Annotated in this window: 28 protein-coding genes; 26 read left to right on the top strand and 2 right to left on the bottom strand. The window is 56.0% G+C overall.

Features of this window, described 5'->3' with window-relative positions; all coding sequences use genetic code 11:
* Positions 1-46 precede the first annotated feature (46 nt).
* Entirely contained in the window at positions 47-1,081 is a 1,035-nt protein-coding gene (locus VF709_RS12010; RefSeq protein ID WP_063427137.1) for a phage integrase, read from the bottom strand.
* On the bottom strand, positions 1,081-1,656 hold the full coding sequence (locus VF709_RS12005; protein ID WP_038420651.1) for a phage repressor protein CI: 576 nt from the start codon (positions 1,654-1,656) through the stop codon (positions 1,081-1,083). Before VF709_RS12005 ends, VF709_RS12010 begins: the two co-directional genes overlap by 1 nt.
* A 132-nt stretch (positions 1,657-1,788) precedes the next feature.
* Between VF709_RS12005 and VF709_RS12000 the strand changes: the two genes are divergently transcribed.
* The 26 genes from VF709_RS12000 (at position 1,789) to VF709_RS11875 (ending at position 19,493) form a co-directional block, all read left to right on the top strand.
* Complete coding sequence (locus tag VF709_RS12000; protein ID WP_014833350.1) at positions 1,789-2,052, top strand: hypothetical protein; 264 nt, start codon at positions 1,789-1,791, stop codon at positions 2,050-2,052.
* A gap of 32 nt (positions 2,053-2,084) precedes the next feature.
* A complete protein-coding gene (locus tag VF709_RS11995; RefSeq protein WP_038420650.1) occupies positions 2,085-2,423 on the top strand; it encodes a DUF5347 domain-containing protein in 339 nt (112 codons plus the stop codon).
* Between the two features lie 67 nt (positions 2,424-2,490).
* Positions 2,491-2,718 (top strand): DUF2732 family protein, encoded by a 228-nt coding sequence (locus tag VF709_RS11990; RefSeq protein ID WP_038420649.1) that lies wholly within the window; start codon positions 2,491-2,493, stop codon positions 2,716-2,718.
* On the top strand, positions 2,718-2,939 hold the full coding sequence (locus VF709_RS11985; RefSeq protein WP_440231660.1) for a TraR/DksA family transcriptional regulator: 222 nt from the start codon (positions 2,718-2,720) through the stop codon (positions 2,937-2,939). The genes VF709_RS11990 and VF709_RS11985 overlap by 1 nt, the downstream gene beginning before the upstream one ends.
* 1 nt (position 2,940) lies before the next feature.
* The gene (locus VF709_RS11980; protein WP_193144304.1) at positions 2,941-4,902 is read left to right on the top strand and encodes a replication endonuclease; all 1,962 of its coding nucleotides are present in this window, start codon (positions 2,941-2,943) and stop codon (positions 4,900-4,902) included.
* Between the two features lie 109 nt (positions 4,903-5,011).
* The gene (locus VF709_RS11975; RefSeq protein WP_023619960.1) at positions 5,012-5,452 is read left to right on the top strand and encodes a DinI-like family protein; all 441 of its coding nucleotides are present in this window, start codon (positions 5,012-5,014) and stop codon (positions 5,450-5,452) included.
* A gap of 165 nt (positions 5,453-5,617) precedes the next feature.
* Entirely contained in the window at positions 5,618-5,821 is a 204-nt protein-coding gene (locus VF709_RS11970; protein WP_028027926.1) for a tail protein X, read from the top strand.
* Positions 5,812-6,033, top strand: coding sequence for an HP1 family phage holin (locus VF709_RS11965; protein WP_020689436.1), 222 nt, complete (start codon positions 5,812-5,814; stop codon positions 6,031-6,033). The genes VF709_RS11970 and VF709_RS11965 overlap by 10 nt, the downstream gene beginning before the upstream one ends.
* Positions 6,017-6,526, top strand: coding sequence for a lysozyme (locus VF709_RS11960; RefSeq protein ID WP_193144305.1), 510 nt, complete (start codon positions 6,017-6,019; stop codon positions 6,524-6,526). Before VF709_RS11965 ends, VF709_RS11960 begins: the two co-directional genes overlap by 17 nt.
* The gene (lysB, locus tag VF709_RS11955; protein ID WP_193144306.1) at positions 6,523-6,936 is read left to right on the top strand and encodes an Rz-like lysis system protein LysB; all 414 of its coding nucleotides are present in this window, start codon (positions 6,523-6,525) and stop codon (positions 6,934-6,936) included. Before VF709_RS11960 ends, lysB begins: the two co-directional genes overlap by 4 nt.
* Positions 6,821-7,081 carry an Rz1-like lysis system protein LysC gene (gene lysC / locus VF709_RS11950; RefSeq protein WP_226842772.1) on the top strand — a complete coding sequence of 87 codons (261 nt, stop codon included), beginning with the start codon at positions 6,821-6,823 and terminating at the stop codon, positions 7,079-7,081. Before lysB ends, lysC begins: the two co-directional genes overlap by 116 nt.
* Positions 7,044-7,511, top strand: coding sequence for a phage tail protein (locus tag VF709_RS11945; RefSeq protein WP_038420639.1), 468 nt, complete (start codon positions 7,044-7,046; stop codon positions 7,509-7,511). Before lysC ends, VF709_RS11945 begins: the two co-directional genes overlap by 38 nt.
* A gap of 115 nt (positions 7,512-7,626) precedes the next feature.
* Positions 7,627-8,268: a phage baseplate assembly protein V gene (locus VF709_RS11940; protein ID WP_038420637.1), complete on the top strand. Its 642-nt coding sequence runs from the start codon at positions 7,627-7,629 to the stop codon at positions 8,266-8,268.
* Positions 8,265-8,615: a GPW/gp25 family protein gene (locus VF709_RS11935; RefSeq protein WP_020689441.1), complete on the top strand. Its 351-nt coding sequence runs from the start codon at positions 8,265-8,267 to the stop codon at positions 8,613-8,615. The genes VF709_RS11940 and VF709_RS11935 overlap by 4 nt, the downstream gene beginning before the upstream one ends.
* A 5-nt stretch (positions 8,616-8,620) precedes the next feature.
* Entirely contained in the window at positions 8,621-9,529 is a 909-nt protein-coding gene (locus VF709_RS11930) for a baseplate assembly protein (RefSeq protein WP_440231658.1), read from the top strand.
* Positions 9,522-10,052, top strand: coding sequence for a phage tail protein I (locus tag VF709_RS11925; RefSeq protein ID WP_020689443.1), 531 nt, complete (start codon positions 9,522-9,524; stop codon positions 10,050-10,052). Before VF709_RS11930 ends, VF709_RS11925 begins: the two co-directional genes overlap by 8 nt.
* An 11-nt stretch (positions 10,053-10,063) precedes the next feature.
* Positions 10,064-11,983 carry a phage tail protein gene (locus VF709_RS11920; RefSeq protein ID WP_193144307.1) on the top strand — a complete coding sequence of 640 codons (1,920 nt, stop codon included), beginning with the start codon at positions 10,064-10,066 and terminating at the stop codon, positions 11,981-11,983.
* Entirely contained in the window at positions 11,983-12,555 is a 573-nt protein-coding gene (locus VF709_RS11915) for a tail fiber assembly protein (protein WP_193144308.1), read from the top strand. Before VF709_RS11920 ends, VF709_RS11915 begins: the two co-directional genes overlap by 1 nt.
* A gap of 385 nt (positions 12,556-12,940) precedes the next feature.
* Positions 12,941-14,134: a phage tail sheath protein gene (locus VF709_RS11910; RefSeq protein ID WP_440231657.1), complete on the top strand. Its 1,194-nt coding sequence runs from the start codon at positions 12,941-12,943 to the stop codon at positions 14,132-14,134.
* Positions 14,135-14,145: 11 nt separating this feature from the next.
* Positions 14,146-14,664 carry a phage major tail tube protein gene (locus VF709_RS11905; protein ID WP_014833332.1) on the top strand — a complete coding sequence of 173 codons (519 nt, stop codon included), beginning with the start codon at positions 14,146-14,148 and terminating at the stop codon, positions 14,662-14,664.
* 55 nt (positions 14,665-14,719) lie between these two features.
* Positions 14,720-15,028 (top strand): phage tail assembly protein, encoded by a 309-nt coding sequence (locus tag VF709_RS11900; RefSeq protein ID WP_038420626.1) that lies wholly within the window; start codon positions 14,720-14,722, stop codon positions 15,026-15,028.
* 32 nt (positions 15,029-15,060) lie between these two features.
* A complete protein-coding gene (locus VF709_RS11895; RefSeq protein ID WP_014833330.1) occupies positions 15,061-15,180 on the top strand; it encodes a GpE family phage tail protein in 120 nt (39 codons plus the stop codon).
* Positions 15,173-17,620, top strand: coding sequence for a phage tail tape measure protein (locus tag VF709_RS11890; protein WP_193144309.1), 2,448 nt, complete (start codon positions 15,173-15,175; stop codon positions 17,618-17,620). Before VF709_RS11895 ends, VF709_RS11890 begins: the two co-directional genes overlap by 8 nt.
* Positions 17,621-17,631: 11 nt before the next feature.
* Complete coding sequence (locus VF709_RS11885; protein WP_014833328.1) at positions 17,632-18,096, top strand: phage tail protein; 465 nt, start codon at positions 17,632-17,634, stop codon at positions 18,094-18,096.
* The gene (locus VF709_RS11880; protein WP_193144310.1) at positions 18,093-19,238 is read left to right on the top strand and encodes a phage late control D family protein; all 1,146 of its coding nucleotides are present in this window, start codon (positions 18,093-18,095) and stop codon (positions 19,236-19,238) included. The genes VF709_RS11885 and VF709_RS11880 overlap by 4 nt, the downstream gene beginning before the upstream one ends.
* Before the next feature lie 66 nt (positions 19,239-19,304).
* A complete protein-coding gene (locus VF709_RS11875; protein WP_058661828.1) occupies positions 19,305-19,493 on the top strand; it encodes an ogr/Delta-like zinc finger family protein in 189 nt (62 codons plus the stop codon).
* Positions 19,494-19,704: the final 211 nt, after the last annotated feature.

Here is a 19,704-nt window from a genome sequence, read left to right as displayed (position 1 = left end):
TTTGCATTATTTATCATTGACATAGATTGCCACTGTTTGCCAATGATTACCCATTATTCGCCATCTCCACCGCCACTTTATCGCCACTCACCGCCAGCGGGTTGAGCTTAACGGCATCCTCTAAATGATCAGGTGCAAAGTGCGCATATCGCATAGTCATTTTGATGTCTGTATGCCCAAGCACCCGTTGCAGGACCAGGATATTCCCACCATTCATCATAAAGTGGCTGGCAAAAGTATGGCGCAGCACGTGGGTCAGTTGCCCGGCAGGTAACTCAATACCTGTCCGTTGCAGCGCAGAGCGGAACGCACCATAGCAATCACTGAACAAACGGCCATTTTTGTTATCAGGCAGAGCGTCATACAGGGCTTTGCTGACAGGGACGGTGCGGTTTTTTCGCCCTTTGGTATTGATATAGGTGATTTTGTACTTCGACAGCTGGCTTTTTTTGAGCCCTTCGGCCTCAGACCAGCGTGCGCCCGTGGCGAGACAAATCCTGACCACGTTTTCCAGATCCGGGTTGTCATGACGCCGACACTCGGCCAGTAACCGGGCGATTTGCTCCTGCGTCAGCCAGGCCATTTCCATCTCTTCCGTGCGGAAAGGGCGCATATTTTTCAGCGGATTTTCGCCTTTCCATTCCCCCAGACGATTCAGCTCGTTGAATACCGCCCGGAAGTAGGCCAGCTCAAGGTTAAGCGTGCGGGGGGAAACTTCTTTTACCCGGGCAGAACGGGCGTATTCACCTTTCAGCCGCTTTTCCCGATAGCGGGAAAACATCTGCGCATCGAAATCCCTCGCGAGCGGTTCGCCCATACACTCAAAGGCATGGTGCATCGCCAGCTGGCGTTTAAGACCGTCTTTCAACGTAATACCGTGAGCGCTATACCAGGCGTCAATCAGCGCTTTTAAGGTGCGGCGGTCCTCTTTTTCCTCCTGCCACGGGTTTTGAACGGTGTACTGTTCAAAGGCCAGCGCTTCGCCTTTGGTGGCGAATTTCTTTCTGATGCGCTTACCCTTTGCCCCGTTGGGGTAGATCTCGCAAAGCCAGCCACCGGCAGGATTTTTACGGACCGCCATCAGTTAACCTCGCTGTAGACACCCACCACACGGCCAATCGTTTTTATCTCCTCGATACCGCATTCAAATGGGATCTTTCCGCCCGCGACGTGGAGTTTTTTACCCGGCAGGAGCGTCAGCTCGCGGATGCTGGTGGTGCCTTCAATCTCAACCAGCCACAGCCCGTCGGTTAACGATGCGTCTTTTTCAACAAAGTGAAGTTTTCCCTCAGCCCGGACGGCGATGCCGCGGGTGAGTTGTTTACTGAAGAAATGGGAATCGATACTCAAAATAGTATCTTCTTCCAGTCGACCATCACTAAGAGTGAATGACGCGACAGATACAGGATCGCCCGGCGCAGGCTGACCTTCAAACTGAGAACCTTGCCCGGTCATCAGCCAGCGCAGGCTGGCACCCGTATCCAGGGCGCACTGCACGGCGAAGTCATAAGAGATAGTGCCGCGTGCGTAGCGGTTCTGCAGCGAGCTGGCGGCAATATTGAAGTGCCGGGCAAGCTGGATTTTTTGCGTAAAACCATATACCTGACAGATTCTATCGAGCAACTCTTCATTATTCACTTGAGAATCTAAAATCAAAATATATTCCTTTGGGTGTTTACTAATACTCAATTGGGTATTAGTATCATTGCAAATTCGGGCAATCAGCGGCAGACGTTGGCAAACAGAGGCTAAAGATTGCAGTCATTATCAAAATGGGAATCATGCAACATGGCTTCTGAAATCGCAATCATCAAAGTGCCAGCCCCTGTGGTGACGCTGCAGCAATTCGCCGCGCTGGAAGGTGTTTCTGAACGTACTGCCTACCGCTGGACGACCGGTGATAACCCCCGGGTCCCCATTGAGCCGCGCACTATCCGCAAGGGCTGCAAAAAAGCAGGTGGCCCCATCCGTATCTATTACGCGCGCTGGAAAGAGGAGCAGCTACGTAAGGCGTTAGGCCATTCCCGCTTCCAGCTTGTTATCGGTGAATAATTCACGTTGCGGGAAACGAAGCGAGGGGTGATATGGCGATAGAAGCAGCTCAGGCAAGCTTTCCACTCAGCGTCGGGGCGCGTCTGTCCGGACTTAACCACGTGGCTGAACTGCGCGCCAGATTCTGGGGCGATAGCGAGAAAGAGCTGACGCGGTTTTTTGCAGAGCTGCGTGATAAGCGCGATCCCTGTTTTGAAGAGAACACCCGCGCGCTGGCCGCCATCTTCTTCCTGGCGAAATTACCCGCTACCCGTCATGCGTGCGAGATCGGTGAACTGACGACTGACGAGAAAAGGGCGCTGATTACCGCCATGAACCATTTTCGTGCAGTCGTGAGCTTATTTCCCGAACGGCTGACCATGCCGATGTAACCCCAACCAAACGTAATGGCGTAAACCCGCCGGGCATTCTATTGCCTGAATTTAAGGAGAACGAGTAATGCGAAATAGCGAAAACCGCACGTCCCCGATCGAGGGAGACAAACTGGTACGTCTGCTGGCGCAGGCGAAGACCGAGGAGCGAAGAGCACGTGCGCTCGCGGTTTCACAGCGCCTTGAGGCGCTGGCCAGCCACATTTACAAAACCGGCATGAGCGGTGAAGACGTGGCTGAACTGCTGTGTCACGAAGCGGCCCGTTACGAGCGTGAATCCCAGGAGCTGCACTGATGGCTGATTTTATCGATCTGATGCAGGAGCGTGAACTGGCAGAACGCGAGCGCCACATTAACAGCGCGCGCCGTCGACCTGTGTCGCCATCGCGTTTTCTCTGCGAAGGGTGCGACGCCCCGATCCCCGAGGCGCGCCGTATTGCCGTCCCCGGCGTGGCCATGTGCGTTACCTGCCAGGAAATGACGGAGCTGAAAAACAAACACTATCGGGGAGGGTGAATTGGCTATCTCCTGTGCTTATCCGTGGAATGCGCCACGGACGGCCATTGCCAGCCCCTATCTCACACACTCTCAACTGCAGCGTCGCGATCGTCTGTTCGCGGCGCTGCTGCAAGCCAGAAAAGCCCTCTCTTTGCAGCCTGAATGCGTCCGTTCTGAAGTGTGGCGGATGGTTGACGCCATCGAACAGCAGCAGGGCACACCGCGAGCCAATGCGTTTCTGATCCGCTTCTGTAAAGGGGTATTACCCCGCCTGCAGCGGGTTGCTGAGCAATATAGCCGGGTCGGCGTGCACGAGAGCGTCTCCGCGGCGGTTTTTGATGGCCACTTCGACACGCCGCTGCGGCAATACCTTGCCTCGCGGATGGTTGATATGGTCGCCCGCTTCAACCGCCTTCCGGATATGTCCCGTGCGGATATCGATCTGCTGGGGGCTGACATCGCCCGCTTTATTCGCGCCGAGCTGGCAAATATGGACGATGCCGACATGGGTGAATATCAAACGCTGCATGCCTGGTATCAGCGCGCCGGTGTCATTACCCGTCAGTTCAACGTGGTTCCTCTCCACTGGGAGCGCGTGTCCAAAACCGTCTTCTGCAAAGAGGACGTTGCCCCGGCGGTGATCCGTATGTTTTCAGAGGCCTGGTGGCGCGGTCGTCTGCGTCGGATGGCGGCCGCCTGGCGGGAGCATCTGCAGATCGCCATCGGTCACGTCAGCAAAAAGAAATCTGCCTATGCGAGCAAACGGTGCATCGCCGAGTGGCGCGAGCAGAAGCGCCGTACGCGTGAGTTCCTGAAGGGACTGGAGCTTGAAGATGAAGAGGGTAACCGTATCAGTCTGATCGAAAAATACGATGGCTCGGTGGCTAACCCCGCAATACGTCGCTGTGAACTGATGACCCGCATTCGCGGGTTTGAAAATATCTGCCATGAGCTGGGCTATGCAGGCGAGTTCTACACCTTAACCGCCCCCGCTAAGTATCACGCGACCGTGCAGGCCGGTTACCGTAACGGCAAGTGGAACGGCGCCAGCCCGGCAGACACGCAACATTATCTCAACCGGCTCTGGGCGCGTATCCGGGCGAAGTTGCACCGGGAAGGGATTCGTATTTTCGGGATCCGGGTTGCTGAACCTCATCATGACGGTACGCCCCACTGGCATATGCTGGTGTTCATGCGGCCGGAGGATACCGGGCGGGTTAGACGCATCATGAATGACTATGCCTGCGAAGAGGATGCCTTCGAGTTACAACGCGACAGGGCGAAAAAAGCCCGTTTTCATGCCGAAGCCATTGACCCGGAGAAGGGCAGCGCTACCGGCTATATCGCCAAATACATCGCGAAGAATATCGATGGCTATGCGCTTGATGGCGAAACTGATGATGAAAATGGCGAGCTGTTGACAGAGACCGCACCCGCCGTTTCCGCCTGGGCGGCCCGCTGGCACATCCGTCAGTTTCAGTTTATTGGCGGTGCGCCGGTGACGGTCTACCGGGAGTTGCGCCGTCTCGCCGACCGCGAGACGGCGCATGGCCTGAGCGTGGAGTTTGCCGCCGTGCATGACGCGGCGGACGCCGGAGACTGGGCGGGGTATGTGAACGCCCAGGGCGGGCCGTTTGTCCGTCGTGACGATCTGCAGGTACGTACGCTCTACGAATCGAAGGAAGAATATAACCAGTACGGCGAGGAAACCGTCTGTATCCGCGGGGTCTACGATGCGGCCGTTGGGGCCGGGTCACCGGTTTTAACGCGCCTCAAACAGTGGAAGATTGTACCGAAGCGGGCCGTTGACCTTAAGGGCGCCACCGCGCCCTCTTGGAGTTCTGTCAATAACTGTACGGTGGGTGATTTTACTCATCTGCACCGACACCGCGAGTTGCCCCCGCCCTACCTGGATAAGGCCAGTTCAATCCTTGAACGTACCGGGCATTTAAGGCATCAGGTCGCCGGAAGTATGCGCTAATCTCCATCGATATCATGCACATACCGCAAGCAGGTCTGATTTTTTGCTTCACTCTTTTTATGATTACGTGCTACTGTATGTTTATACAGTATCTCGTGGTGGAGGTTGTGTGGACAGAGAGTTGAATGAGCAAGTCATGATTGAACGAGTCGAGATGATTGCGCGACTGACGACGGAAGGAACATGTCAGGAGAGAGATCGTGAAATTGCCCTGAATCTTATTGCTGAGATAGCGAGAGGGAATTTAATCAAAAACAACGCGTTTACCGTTGTTTTCTCGGCATCGCCTGTTCCAGAACGAATCAAAAAAGAAGGCAATGTGCGGGTCAATATTACCCTGGATAAAGATCAGCACATTGGCCCTTCCGTCGTGGAGGCCTTCCAGTGCGAACTCACCCGCAGAATAAGGCCTCTGTTCCCGTCAACGCGGGTGACGGTGAAAGAAGGCTCCATGACGGGCGTCGAGTTGCTGGGCATCAACGGCGAGGCCGAGCGCGAAGCGTTAGACAATATTCTTCGGGAAGTCTGGGAAGACGAGAGCTGGCGCTAGCGTCTGCCTTTTCCCGGGCAACAACCTTCATTCAGATTTGAGCCGCGTTCTGTCGTACGCAGACAGCCTGTTGTGTCCGCGATTGTCCATCCGCCTGCGGTAGCGGAAAGGGCGCTGGCTCTGGAAACTCTACAGTACCTGGAAATCCGGATGTTGGAGCGTCTGATGAAGATCTATGCAATGCAGGGGGATACGCTTGATGCCATCTGTGCCCGTTATTACGGGCGCACGGCAGGCGTAGTCGAACCCGTTCTGAAAGCCAATCCTGGCCTTGCTGAGTATGGCGTTGTCTTACCCCATGGTACGGCAGTAGACATGCCAGAGGTCGATAGCGCACCCAGAAAAGAATCCGTGAACCTATGGGACTGAGTCTGGAGAAAGTCACCACGTTTATTGCCTACTGGCTGGCCGTGGCGCTGGCCTGGTTCGGGGCGATGTCTCCTGAAAAAGTGGCGCTGTACGTGGGAAGCCTCTGCGCCATTTTTACCGCGCTGACGAATTACTGGTTTAAGCGAAAAACCTGGCGCTATCTCAAATCTCTGGGCCTCGATAAGAAGAGTATTCGTGAACTCAATCATTAAGCGTTGCAGCGTCGCCAGCGTCCTTGCCCTGGCGGTGCTCATGCCTGACTTTCGATTACTGCACACCTCGCCTGAAGGGCTGGCGTTACTTGCCGATCTCGAAGGCTGCCGTCTTTCGCCCTACCGCTGTAGCGCGGGCGTATGGACGTCAGGCATTGGCCATACGGCAGGCGTTGTACCGACGCAGGCGATCACCGAGCGTGACGCGGCGGCGAACCTGATCGCCGACGTTCTGACGGTTGAGAAACGGCTTGCCGCATGCGCGCCGGTGGAGATGCCACCCCAGGTCTATGACGCGCTGGTCAGTTTTGCCTTTAACGTGGGAACCGGTGCCGCCTGCCGTTCGACGCTGGTGGCGTTTATTCATCACAAACAGTGGCCGCAGGCCTGCGATCAGCTGACCCGCTGGGTGTATGTCAACGGGAAGAAGAACGCCGGGCTTGAAAACCGTCGGGCTCGTGAAAAGGCCTGGTGCATGAAGGGGGCGGGATGAGAACTCTCCTGCTGATGCTGGCTGTGCTGATGGCCATTACCTTGTGGTTTCGCCATGACAATCTGAACCTGTCCCGCTCCTTTGCCAAAGCCAACCAGATCGCCGCTGAACAAAAAAACACGATTAACGCGCTGAACCATCAGCTGGCCGTATCGCAACGGATGGCCAGAGAAAATGAAAACGCGCAGGTCAGGCTCCGCGATGCGCTTGCCGTTACCGCTGAGGAGATGGCAAGGCGCGAAGCGGCTGTCGGGAGATTGATGAATGAAAATGAAGAACTACGCCGCTGGTATCATGCTCAGCTGCCTGATGTTGTCCGCAGGTTGCACACCCGCGCCGCCTGCGCCTCCGCCGCACATTGTTTACAACGCTTGCCCAAAGGTGAGCGCCTGCCCGATGCCAGCAAGTGAGCCTGTCACTAACGGCGATCTGAGCGCCGATATTCGCAGGCTTGAGCACGCCCTTATCGCCTGCGCCTTGCAGGTTGAAACCATTAAAGACTGTCAGGATAAACTCGATGCACAAACTCAAGAGCCTGCGTCAGGCATTAATTGACGCTGTACCACAACTGCGCGCAAACCCGGAGCGCTTACGGATGACCGTCGGCAGCGGTAACATCGATGCGCGTCTGGCGGCCTCGCTCTCGTTCGAAAAACAATATGAGCTGAAGGCGAACGTCAGCGGTTTTTCCGGTGACAGCGAGGGGATTTTCGTCCCGGTGCTGGCCTGGCTTCGGGAAAACCAGCCGGATATTTTTACCCTCGATGAGGGGCGGAAAAAGGGGTATCTCTTTCAGGTTGTCTTCAATGACGATGAAACCTCAGATATCAGCTTCAGCCTGCAGTTAACCGAGCGGATTCTGGTGTCTGAGAATGAAGGGACCTTGCTTGCCACCTATTCTCCGGAGCCACCGCTGCCAGAACCCGTCACACGTCCGATGGAGTTATACGTCAACGGTGAACTGGTCAGCCGGTGGGAGGCCTGACGTAACCGCGCTGATGGCCAGCCCACAGCCCTGTCGGCTGGCCATAGTTGTTGTTTCATCCCGCATAAAACCCCGCCTCGTTGCTGCCGATCGCCCTGAGCGGCATTCTCTTCTTATGAATACGCTAACTTCCATGCACGGCATCGCTCGCGCGATCCGCAATCTTATTCGTCTCGGTGTTGTGACTGATGTCGACCTCAAACGAGGGCTCTGCCGCGTCCAGTCCGGGGGGATGAAAACCACCTGGCTGAACTGGCTGACCTGCCGCGCAGGCCGCTCGCGTGTCTGGTGGGCTCCGTCCGAGGGTGAACAGGTCTTGCTGCTGGCTATCGGCGGTGAGCTGGATACCGCCTTCGTGTTGCCAGGCATTTTCTCTGACGACCATCCGGCGCCGTCTGAGTCGCCTGACGCGCTCCACGTCTCGTTTCCTGATGGGGCGGTTATCGAGTATGAGCCCGGCAACGGTGCGCTAACCGCGACGGGCATCAAAACGGCAACCATCACCGCATCGGAATCGCTGACCGCGACCGTTCCGGTGGTACAGGTGAAAGCAGAGACCCGTATCACGCTGGATACGCCTGAAGTGGTGTGTACCAACAAGTTAATTACCGCCTCTCTGGAGGTGCAGAAGGGCGGCGTGATGGCCGGAAATATTGAACATTCCGGCGGTAAATTCACCTCGAATGGGGTGCAGGTGGACAACCATGCCCACGGCAGTGTGCAAAGCGGCGGAAGCTGGACTAAGGGGACGCAATGACGGTGCGCTACACGGGAATGAACAGTCAGACCGGGCTCAGCATTTCAGAGGCGGAACATATCAGGCAAAGCGTGCGCGACATTCTGGTTACGCCAGTTGGCTCACGTGTTATGCGCCGGGAGTACGGCTCCTTGCTAGCGGCGATGATCGACAGGCCCCAGAGTCCGGCGCTGCGCCTGCAGATTATGGCCGCATGTTATTCCGCGATCCAGAAATGGGAACCGCGGATCAGCCTGACGGCGATTGCTTTCGAACGGTCGGAGAGTGACGGGACGCTGTATGTCGATATCACCGGCACGCGACCCTCTTCCGATCGCTCCTTTTCTCTCACCATTTCACTGAGTTAAACGCTATGGCTATTGTTGATCTGAGCCAGCTCGCCGCGCCTGATGTCGTGGAGGAGGTGGATTATGAAACGCTGCTGGCAGAACGAAAGGCCACCTTTGTCTCACTCTTTCCTGAGGCGGAGCAAGAGGCTATCGCACGCACGCTGACCTTAGAGTCAGAGCCGATTGTGAAGCTGCTGCAGGAAAACGCGTATCGGGAAGTTATCTGGCGCCAGCGCGTCAACGAGGCCGCGCGAGCGGTCATGCTGGCCTACGCCACTGGCAGCGATCTCGACCAGATTGGGGCAAACGCTAACCTTCAGCGTCTGGTGATTACGCCTGCCGACGACACGACCTTCCCGCCCACGCCGGCTGTGATGGAGTCTGATACTGACTTTCGTCTGCGTATCCAGCAGGCGCCGGAAGGGCTGAGCGTGGCCGGTTCGACAGGCGCTTATCAGTTCCATGGCCGCAGCGCGGATGGCCGGGTGGCGGATATTTCCGTGATCAGCCCCCAGCCCGCGAACGTCACCGTTTCCGTGCTCTCACGGGAGAATAACGGCGTGGCGTCTGAAGAGCTGCTTACCCGCGTTCGCAATGCGCTGAACGATGAGGACGTCAGGCCAGTCGCCGATCGCATGACCGTCCAGTCGGCCAAAATTGTCGACTACACCATTGCGGCCTCGCTGTTCCTCTTCCCCGGCCCGGAAAGCGAACCGGTGCTTAACGCGGCCAGAGCCCGGCTGCAGGCCTATATCACGGCGCAGCATCGGCTGGGACGCGATATTCGCAAGTCTGCCATTTACGCCGCTCTTCACGTTGAAGGGGTGCAGCGCGTGGAACTGACCGCCCCGGCAGCCGATATCGTGCTCGATGAAACTCAGGCCTCATGGTGCAGCCACTACAGCGTAACCGTGGGGGGGAGCGATGAGTGATACCCGTCTTTTACCGGTTGGATCGTCGCCGCTTGAGGTGGCGGCCGCGCGCGCCTGCGCGGAGATAGAAAAAACGCCGGTACCGCTGCGCCATCTCTGGAGCGCGGATACCTGCCCGGCGAATTTACTGCCGTGGCTGGCGTGGGCATTTTCGGTCGATCGCTGGGACGAGAACTGGCCGGAGGCCACCAAACGGGACGTGATCCGCGCGGCGTGGTTTATCCATGCCCACAAGGGAACCATCGGCGCCGTGCGCCGCGTCGTGGAGCCGCTTGGTTATCTGATTAACGTCACCGAGTGGTGGCAAACCAACGACCCGCCCGGCACCTTCCGCCTTGATATCGGCGTGTTAGACACCGGTATCACCGAGGAAATGTATTACGAGATGGAAAGGCTTATCGCTGATGCGAAGCCTGCCAGCCGCCACCTTATCGGCCTGAATATCATCCAGGACATCCCGGGTTATCTTTTTACCGGTGCCCTGAGCTATGACGGCGACATCATTACGGTTTACCCCGGATAAGTGAGAGCATAATGACAGTGAAATTTAAAACAGTTATCACCAAAGCCGGTGCAGAAAAACTGGCTGCAGCAACCGTCCCGAACGCGAAGAAAGTGAACTTCACCGCAATGGCGGTCGGCGACGGCGGCGGTGCGTTGCCCGTTCCAGATGCCAGCCAGACAAAGCTGGTGAAGGAAGTCTGGCGCCACGCGCTGAATAAAATCAGCCAGGACAAGAAGAACAAAAACTACGTTGTGGCGGAGCTGCTGATCCCGCCTGAGGTGGGCGGTTTCTGGATGCGTGAGATGGGTCTTTATGACGATACCGGAACGCTGATTGCCGTCGGGAATATGGCTGAAAGCTATAAGCCCGCGCTGGCAGAGGGGTCAGGACGCGCGCAGACGCTTCGCATGGTTATCATGGTGAGCGATATTTCCTCCGTCGAGTTGACGATTGACACCTCAACGGTGATGGCCACACAGGAATACGTCGACGGGAAGCTGACGGAGCATGAGCAGTCCCGCCGCCATCCAGACGCCACGCTGACCGCAAAGGGGTTCACCCAGTTAAGCAGCGCCACCGACAGCACGTCTGAGGTGCTTGCCGCAACGCCGAAAGCGGTAAAGGCGGCGTACGATCTGGCGAACGGGAAATATACCGCAGCGGATGCAACCACGGCGCGTAAAGGGATCGTTCAGCTGAGTAGCGCCACTGACAGCGTGTCTGAGGTGCTGGCGGCAACGCCGAAGGCGGTGAAGATTGCGTATGACCTGGCAAACGCCAAGTACACCGCGGTGGATGCCACTACGGCGCGTAAGGGGCTTGTCCAGCTCAGCAGTGCGATTGACAGTGTGTCGGAGGTACTAGCAGCGACGCCGAAGGCGGTGAAGGCTGCCAATGACAACGCTAATGGGCGTGTACCGACCGAGCGTAAAGTGAACGGTCGGGCCCTGACAAATGATATCAACGTAACCTCTCAGGATATTTTTAACGGTCAGGCTATCGGGCTTTCGACAGAGGATTTGGATACGCTGAAAACGCCAGGAATTTATTACCAGCCAGCGAACGCCAATACCTCAGCTACAAGGCATTATCCAGAAAATAACGCCGGGACGCTGCTTATCTATAAAAATGCAGGTGTCACGCAGGTTTATCATGTTTATAACAGCTCCCGTAGTTATACGCGCAGCCAATACTCTACGGGCGCATGGACGGTCTGGACGCCAGAAGATGCGTTTCCTGTTGGCGCTCCGATCGCATGGCCATCGGACGCACCGCCAGCCGGGTACGCCATTATGGCAGGGCAAACCTTCGATAAAGCTGCTTATCCGCTTCTGGCTGCGGCATATCCGTCAGGTGTCATCCCGGATATGCGTGGATGGACGATTAAAGGGAAACCTGCAAGCGGTCGCTCTGTGCTGTCACAGGAACTGGATGGCATTAAGTCGCACAATCACGGGGCTTCAGCTTCATCAACCGATCTCGGGACGAAAAATACCAGTGCATTTGATTATGGGACGAAAACAACCAGCGCCTTTGACTACGGGACTAAGACGTCAAATAGCACTGGTGCGCATACGCACAGTGTTTCCGGTACGGCGGCAAGCGCTGGTGACCACAGCCATGCTCAGCGAGCATGGCGCAACGGTGGTGGGGGGAACGGTGTTTATATTGACCGAAACGTATACAACACCAATGGCAATGCAGACACCTCATCCTCAACAGTTAATGCTGGGGCGCATACCCATACTATAGCCGGTACGGCGGCCAGCGCCGGCGCGCATGAACATACGGTAGCCATAGGTTCTCACACGCATACAGTGGCCATAGGTTCTCACGCTCACTCGATTGTGATGGGGGCGCATACCCACACCATTACCGTTAACGCTGCCGGTAACGCAGAGAACACCATTAAAAATATCGCTTATAACTACATTGTGAGGCTTGCATAATGACATTTAAGTTTTCAGATAAAGACCGCACAATCCGAATTTATAACCTTTGCGCAGATACGGGAGAGTTTATTGGTACTGATGATTGCTATATACCAGCTAATACAGGTCTACCAGCTTACTCCACCAATATTAAGCCCCCCGATGTACCAAAGGATAAAGTCGCCGTGTTCAATGAAACAACGTGGGAACTGCTCGATGACTACAGAAATCAAGCGCTCTTTAGCATAAAAACGGGTGAACAAGTATATTTTAGCAATCTTGGGGCTTTGCCTGCAGACGTAACGACAATCGCCCCTGACGGAAAATATATGCGCTGGAATGGCGAAGGCTGGGAAAAGGACGCTGCAATGGAGCGGGCCGCTGCGGTAGCTTGTGCTGAAAGTGAGAAAAAACGGCTGATGCAGGAAGCTACCTTCGCTGTTGAAACATTAAAGGATGCTGTTGAATTGGGGGAGGCGACCGAGAATGAGATCAGCATGTTGACGGCGTGGAAAAAATACCGCGTTTATCTTAGCCGGGTTTCACCAAATACAGCGCCTGAAATTGAATGGCCTGAACTACCGGTGTGACAGACTTCTGATAATCATAAAAAGCCCGCCCACAGCGGGCTTAATCGTAAGGGGGGCATGGGTCTCTTCTGGTTTATCACCAATAAATCGCCTGCGCCAGAAAAGCCAAAAGGGTACCATGCAGTCAGTGTCCCAGTGATGCGGAATAAAATCGACATTATTACTGCTTCGTTAATAGCGCCACGATAACTACAATTGTTCTGCAATAATAATGGGCATTAATGAACAGTTTAACTTTATTGAACGCTAAAACCTATCACCTTCCCTGTTAATCAGCTTAATCGCTTCCTGTGCGTTGTGCTGCCCTCCCTCCAACGGCAATACGTTTCATGCCTCCTCCGCCCAAGAGAAAATACCCTCACCACTAAACCACGGAGTTAAACGGATGGGCGACTATCACCACGGCGTGGAAGTCATCGAAATCAACGATGGCACACGCACCATTTCCACCGTCTCGACGGCAATCATCGGTATGGTCTGTACGGCCAGCGATGCTGACGAACAGACATTCCCTCTTAACGAGCCAGTGCTCATTACCAATGTACAATCCGCGATTGCGAAAGCCGGGAAAACAGGCACGCTGTCCGCTTCCCTTCAGGCGATTGCCGATCAGTGCAAACCGGTTGTCGTTGTTGTTCGCGTGGCCGAAGGTGTCGATAATCCGGAAGACCCGGAAGCCGCACAGAAAGAAACCATTTCTAACATCATTGGTACCACCGACGAAAACGGCAAATACACCGGCCTGAAGGCACTTCTCACCGCCAAAACGGTGACCGGCGTTAAACCACGCATTCTCGGCGTACCGGGGCTGGATTCGCAGGAAGTGGCGACCGCGCTGGCAGCAACGTGCCAGAGCCTGCGTGCGTTTGGCTATGTCAGCGCATGGGGCTGTAAAACCATTCCTGAGGCGATCAACTATCGCAAAAACTTCAGCCGGCGTGAGCTGATGGTTATTCACCCGGATTTTCTGGCGTGGGATACCGCGACGAACGTCACCAAAACGGCCTGGGCGACCGCGCGCGCGCTTGGCCTGCGCGCCAAAATCGACCAGACCACCGGCTGGCATAAAACCCTGTCCAACGTCGGTGTTAACGGTGTTACCGGGGTGAGCGCCTCTGTCTCCTGGGACCTGCAGGAACAGGCCACCGATGCCAACCTGCTTAACCAGGCGGGCGTGACCACGCTGATTCGCAATGACGGTTTCAAATTCTGGGGCAACCGTACCTGCTCTGACGATCCGTTATTCCTGTTTGAAAACTACACCCGTACCGCGCAGGTACTGGCCGACACCATGGCGGAAGCACACGCATGGGCGATGGATAAACCCATTACCCCAACGCTTATCCGCGACATCATTTCCGGTATCAATGCCAAATTCCGTGAGCTGAAAACCAATGGCTACATCGTTGACGGCTCCTGCTGGTATGACCCGGAATCGAATGACGTGTCGACCCTCAAAGCGGGGAAACTGTATATCGATTACGACTACACCCCTGTTCCGCCGCTGGAGAATCTGACCCTGCGCCAGCGCATCACCGATACCTATCTGGCAGACCTGTCAGATTCGGTTAACAGCTAAGGAGCTGCAGCATGGCGTTACCACGCAAACTTAAATATCTGAATATGTTCAACGATGGCCTGAGCTATATGGGCGTTGTTGAGTCTGTCACCTTACCGAAGCTCACCCGCAAGCTGGAGAAGTATCGCGGCGGCGGTATGCCGGGCTCGGTCTCTGTCGACCTCGGCCTGGACGATGATGCCCTGGCGCTGGAGTGGACCATTGGTGGTCTGCCGGACGTTGCACTGTGGGCGCAGTATGCCTCGCCAGGCGCGGACAGCGTGCCGCTGCGTTTTACCGGATCCTTCCAGCGTGACGATACCGGTGAAATCTCTGCGGTCGAGATCGTGATGCGTGGCCGTCACAAAGAGTTTGACGGCGGCGAGAACAAGCAGGGCGAAAGCGGCACGACCAAGATGTCCACCGAGTGCGCTTACTACCAGCTCACTATCGATGGCAAAGAGGTTATCGAGATTGACATCATCAACATGGTGCTGAAAGTCGACGGCGTCGATCGTCTGGCGGAACACCGTAAGGCCATCGGCCTGTAACCCTTAACCGGCCGCAGCTGCTGGCCGGTTATTTACCCTTTTTGAGAGTAACGAAATGGAAAATATCAACGAGACTGTTATCAACGAAAGCGAAAACCCAAACACCGTCACGCTTGATAGCCCCGTTCTGCGCGGCGAGCAAAAAATCGAAAAAGTGACCGTCGCAAAACCCAATGCGGGCACCTTGCGTGGCGTATCGCTGGCGTCACTGGCGCAATCCGACGTGGATGCCCTGATTAAAGTGCTGCCGAGAATGACCTCTCCGGCGTTGACTGAACATGAGATTGCACGTCTGGATGCCTCCGACCTGCTCTCTTTTGCCGGTAAGGTGGTCGGTTTTTTGTCACCGACTTCGGCTCGCTGAAATTTCCTGAAAACCTGTCGGTCGACGATCTGATGGCGGATATCGCGGTGATTTTTCACTGGCCGCCGTCAGAGTTGTATCCCCTGAGCGTGACCGAACTCCTCATATGGCGCGAAAAGGCGCTGCAGCGAAGCGGAAACCACCATGAGTAATAATGTCAGACTTCAGGCGCTGCTGGATGCAGTCGCCAGGGCAAGCCGACCGCTCAAAGCTATCCACAATGCCAGTCTCTCTCTTGAGGGAGAGATCGGTGAATCGCAGGCGGCGCTGCGTGCGCTCGATGAGCAGGCGGCCCGCGTCGATGGATTCAGAAAAACAAGCAGTCAGCTCACCATGACGGGGCAGGCGCTTGCCCTGGCGAGACAACGGACGGCGGCGCTGGCTCGCGAACTGAAAAACACCCAAAACCCCACCCGTGAGCAGAACGATGCGCTGACGGCCGCCCGCCAGTCTGCCGCCGCCCTGAAGCTTGAGTACAACAATCTGCGTCAGTCCGTCCAGCGTCAGCGCGGCGAACTTGCGCAGGCGGGGATTAATACCCGTACCCTGGCAGCAGATGAACGTCGTTTAAGAAAGAGCATCGGCGAAAAAACGCAGCAGCTCAACGGACAACGAGAGGCACTCGCCCGGGTTAATCAGCAGCAGGAGCGGCTCAATGCCGTTCAGAGCCGCTACGAATCCGGCAAACGTGTTGCCACGCGTGTGCATCAGATCGCTGGCACAGGCGTGAGCATGGCAAAGACGGGCTTTGACCAAACGTCCCGGTTTATGGCGCCGGGTATCAGTGCTGAAAAGCAGATGTCTGCTATTCAGGCCAGTCTTGGTCTGGAGAAGGGAGATGCCAGGCTTGAGGCTATTCGCCAGCAGGCGCGGGACGCCAGTGCCGGTACGGGAACCTCAACGGAGGCGGTCACCCGGGCGCAGACCGAGCTGGTTCGTTCAGGATATGACGCCGATGGTGTGCTTGCGGCCACGCTTCCTGCGGTCAATCTCAGCCTTGCGGGAAATGTCGATGCCGCAAACGCCGCCGACATCATCAGCACTGCACAGACCGCGTTCAACCTGGCCAATACCGATGCTGAGCGTGTCGCAGACGTGCTGACCCGCGGATTTACCTCCTCTCACACCAGCCTTACCGAGCTGGGTGCTGCCGTGGCCTCTGTTGCGCCAACTGCCAGCGGCGCTGGCGTGAGCCTTGAAGAGACGACCGCGCTGCTTGGCATTCTGATGGAAAAGGGGATGAAAGGGAGCACGGCTGGCGCCGGGGTCAGCGCTGTGCTGAGCCATCTGCAGATGCAGAACGGTCAGGGTTCTGCCGCGCTGAGTGAACTGAACGTACAAACCCATGATGGACAAGGCAATCTGCTGCCTGCCGAGCAGATCCTTGAAGCCCTCTCCGCATCCTTTGAAAAGAGCCAGCTCGGTACCGCGCAGCAGATGGCGTACCTGAAGACCATTTTCGGTCAGGAAAACGCGCAAGGCGCTGCGGTACTGGTCTCCGCCGCGGGTAATGGAACGCTGTCTGAGAAACGTCAGCAGCTCCAGGGGGCAAAGGGCAGTACCGCGCGGGTAGCTGCCGTTCAGTCCGATAACCTTGCCGGTGATATAGGCAAGCTTCAGGCGGTGTGGAACGGCCTGAAGATGGATGTATTTGATAAGGCGGAGGGCGCCCTGCGTACCCTGACCACCACCGCGACCGGGTGGATCAGTACGCTCTCTCTGTGGGTGAATACCAACCCCGCACTGACGCAAGGCCTGGTCGGCGTTATCGTCGGCGCTCAGGCATTTGCCGGCATTGTGGGCGGGTTGGGCATGGTCGTTGCGCCGATGGTGACCGGCCTGAACCTGGTCATTACCGCCGCCGGGATGTTAGGCACCGCCTTCAGCGTGGTCGGCGGCAGCATCATGGCGATCCTGGGTGCCCTCAGCTGGCCCATCATTGCCATTGGTACGGCGATTGCGGCGGGTGCATTACTGATTTTTAAATACTGGGAACCTGTCAGCGCCTTCTTTACCGGGGTGATGGAAGGGCTTTCTGTGGCCTTTGCTCCACTGGGCGAGCTGTTTTCTCCACTTCTGCAGGCGTTTGGTTTCATCTCAGAGAAGCTGGGCGGGATCTGGCAGTGGTTCACCGACCTGATTACGCCAATCAAAACGACTCAGGAAACGCTCGACAGTTGCAAAAACGCGGGGGTGATGTTCGGTCAGATGCTCGGGGAGGCGTTGATGGCACCGCTTAATCTGTTCAACACTCTGAGCAGCAAGGCGACCTGGCTACTGGATAAACTCGGTCTTATCAAAACAAAGTCGGACAACATCGAGCCCGCTGCGGCTAACGCAGAGGCGGCTTCCTCTGCGCCGGGCAGTGCGTATATTCCGCCGACATCGACCTATGGTGGCTATCTGAAGTATCAGCCAGCGCTCGCCACTGGCGGACGCTCTTACGTCGATCAGAGCAGGAGCGAATATCACTTCACGCTGCAGGGTGACATGACATCCGGCGCGGACCTCAGCCGCCAAATTCAGGATGCCCTGGACAGCAGAGACAGACAGAAAGCGGCGGACCAGCGATCCCACTTTATATATGAGTAAGGAGAGAGAAAATGTTAATGGTGCTGGGGCTGTTTGTCTTTGAGCGACGAACCTTGCCGTATCAGTCAATGCAGTTTTCAAAGGATTACCGCTGGGCCTCTAACGATCGCATCGGGAAGCCCAAAGCCTGGCAGTATCTGGGGGAGGGCGATACATCCCATACGCTCTCCGGAACGCTTTATCCGGAAATTACCGGAGGGCGATTGTCCCTGAAAGCCATCGAACTGATGGCGAATGAGGGGCGCGCATGGCCGCTGATCGACGGGACAGGCATTATTCATGGCATGTTTGTGATTGATAAGGTGACGCACACCCATACGGATTTTTACAGCGATGGTACGGCGCGGAAAATTGATTTTACGCTTTCTCTGAAGCGGGTTGACGAATCGCTGATGGCGATGTTTGGCGACCTGAGAACACAGGCTGAAGAGCTGGTGACCAGCGCGCGTACCGAAATTGGAGGGCTGCTGGGATGATCACGGAAATGAATATCCGGGCAGGGGGAAAAATCGCCCCCGATTTTATGCTCAAGCTTAATGGCCGTGATATTACGCAAAATTTTAGCCATCGCCTTATCCGCTTGACCATGACTGACAACCGAGGCCTGGAAGCCGATCAGGTGGACATTGAGCTGGATGATTCCGACGGTCTGTTAGACCTGCCGGCTCGCGGTGCGTTTATTACGCTATGGCTGGGCTGGCAGGGTACCCCTCTGGAGCTGAAGGGGAATTTCACGGTCGATGATATTGAATTTCGGGGGGCGCCGGACCGGTTAACCATTCGGGGGCGCAGCGCCGATTTTCGTGGCAAGCTCAACGTTCGCCGCGAGCAGTCATGGCATGACACCACCCTCGGCGCAATTGTTGATACCATCGCGCAGCGCAACCAGCTTAGCGCCAGCGTGGCGGCGGAGTTTTCATCCATAGCCATTGCGCATATCGATCAGACTCAGGAGTCCGATGCTGCGTTTCTCTCCCGCCTGGCTGAACGCAATGGCGCGTTTGTCGCCGTTAAGGAAGGGAAGGTGCTTTTTATGAAAGCGGGCGGCGCCGTGACGGCCAGCGGCAAACCGGTTGCGTTGAAGGTGATTGAACGCGCCGATGGTGATAAACACAGCTTTTCCATCGCCGATCGCGAAGCGTATTCCGGCGTGACGGCCAAATGGCTGCAAACGAGCGATCCTAAACAACAACACCCAAAGGTCAGCATCAATCGTCTGCCATCGGCGGCAGCGACAGGCGCGTTACCTCATCCGGATGCCGCAGCCGTATCCGGCAGCACGGAGCAAACGCCGCAGGAGACGTTGGTTGGTGCCGCCGATAACGTCTTTGAGCTGACCACTATTTTTGCCTCCGAAGCGCAGGCACTCAGAGCGGCTGAAGCCAAATGGCGTGCTTTACAGCGCGGGGTAGTGAAATTTTCTATCCAGCTGGCGCTGGGAAAAGCTGACCTTTTTCCAGAAACCCCCCTTCAGGTGAAAGGCTTCAAGCGGGCGATTGACGAGCAAGCGTGGATCGTCAGCCGGGTCGTACACACCCTTGACGGAAGAGGCTTTACGACGGAGGTGAATCTTGAACCTGACATTACCGACGAAAAATTTTCCATCGAAAGCGAGTAGTACGCTTTTAATTTTACTCTTTTAGGGTATTATTAATTCACAAAAAGTGAATTAAACGGAGGCGGTATGTTTCATTGTCCTAAATGTAAGCACTCGGCACATGCGCGAACCAGTCGCTATTTGAGTGAGAATACCAAAGAGCGTTATCACCAGTGCACCAACGTTGATTGCAGCTGTACGTTTGTCACCATGGAGTCGGTAGAGCGCCTGATTGCAGCCCCTGGCATGCCGAACGTGCCCGGGCGCCCTCGGTGAACCGCAGTTAACGATAGCCGCATCAGTCAAAAAAACCGCCTCGTGCGGTTTTTTTTATCTCTGTAAGAACCCAGCGATACCGCCATTTCATCGCCACTGAAAATTAAGCCAACAAAAAAGCCACTCATGTGAGTGGCTTAATTATATGATTCTAAAGCTAAAATTTGGTGGCCCCTGCTGGACTTGAACCAGCGACCAAGCGATTATGAGT

Source organism: Enterobacter sp. Lyrl_3 (assembly GCF_051948675.1).
Taxonomy (GTDB): domain Bacteria; phylum Pseudomonadota; class Gammaproteobacteria; order Enterobacterales; family Enterobacteriaceae; genus Enterobacter; species Enterobacter cloacae.
This window is presented reverse-complemented; position numbering and strand designations above follow the sequence as displayed.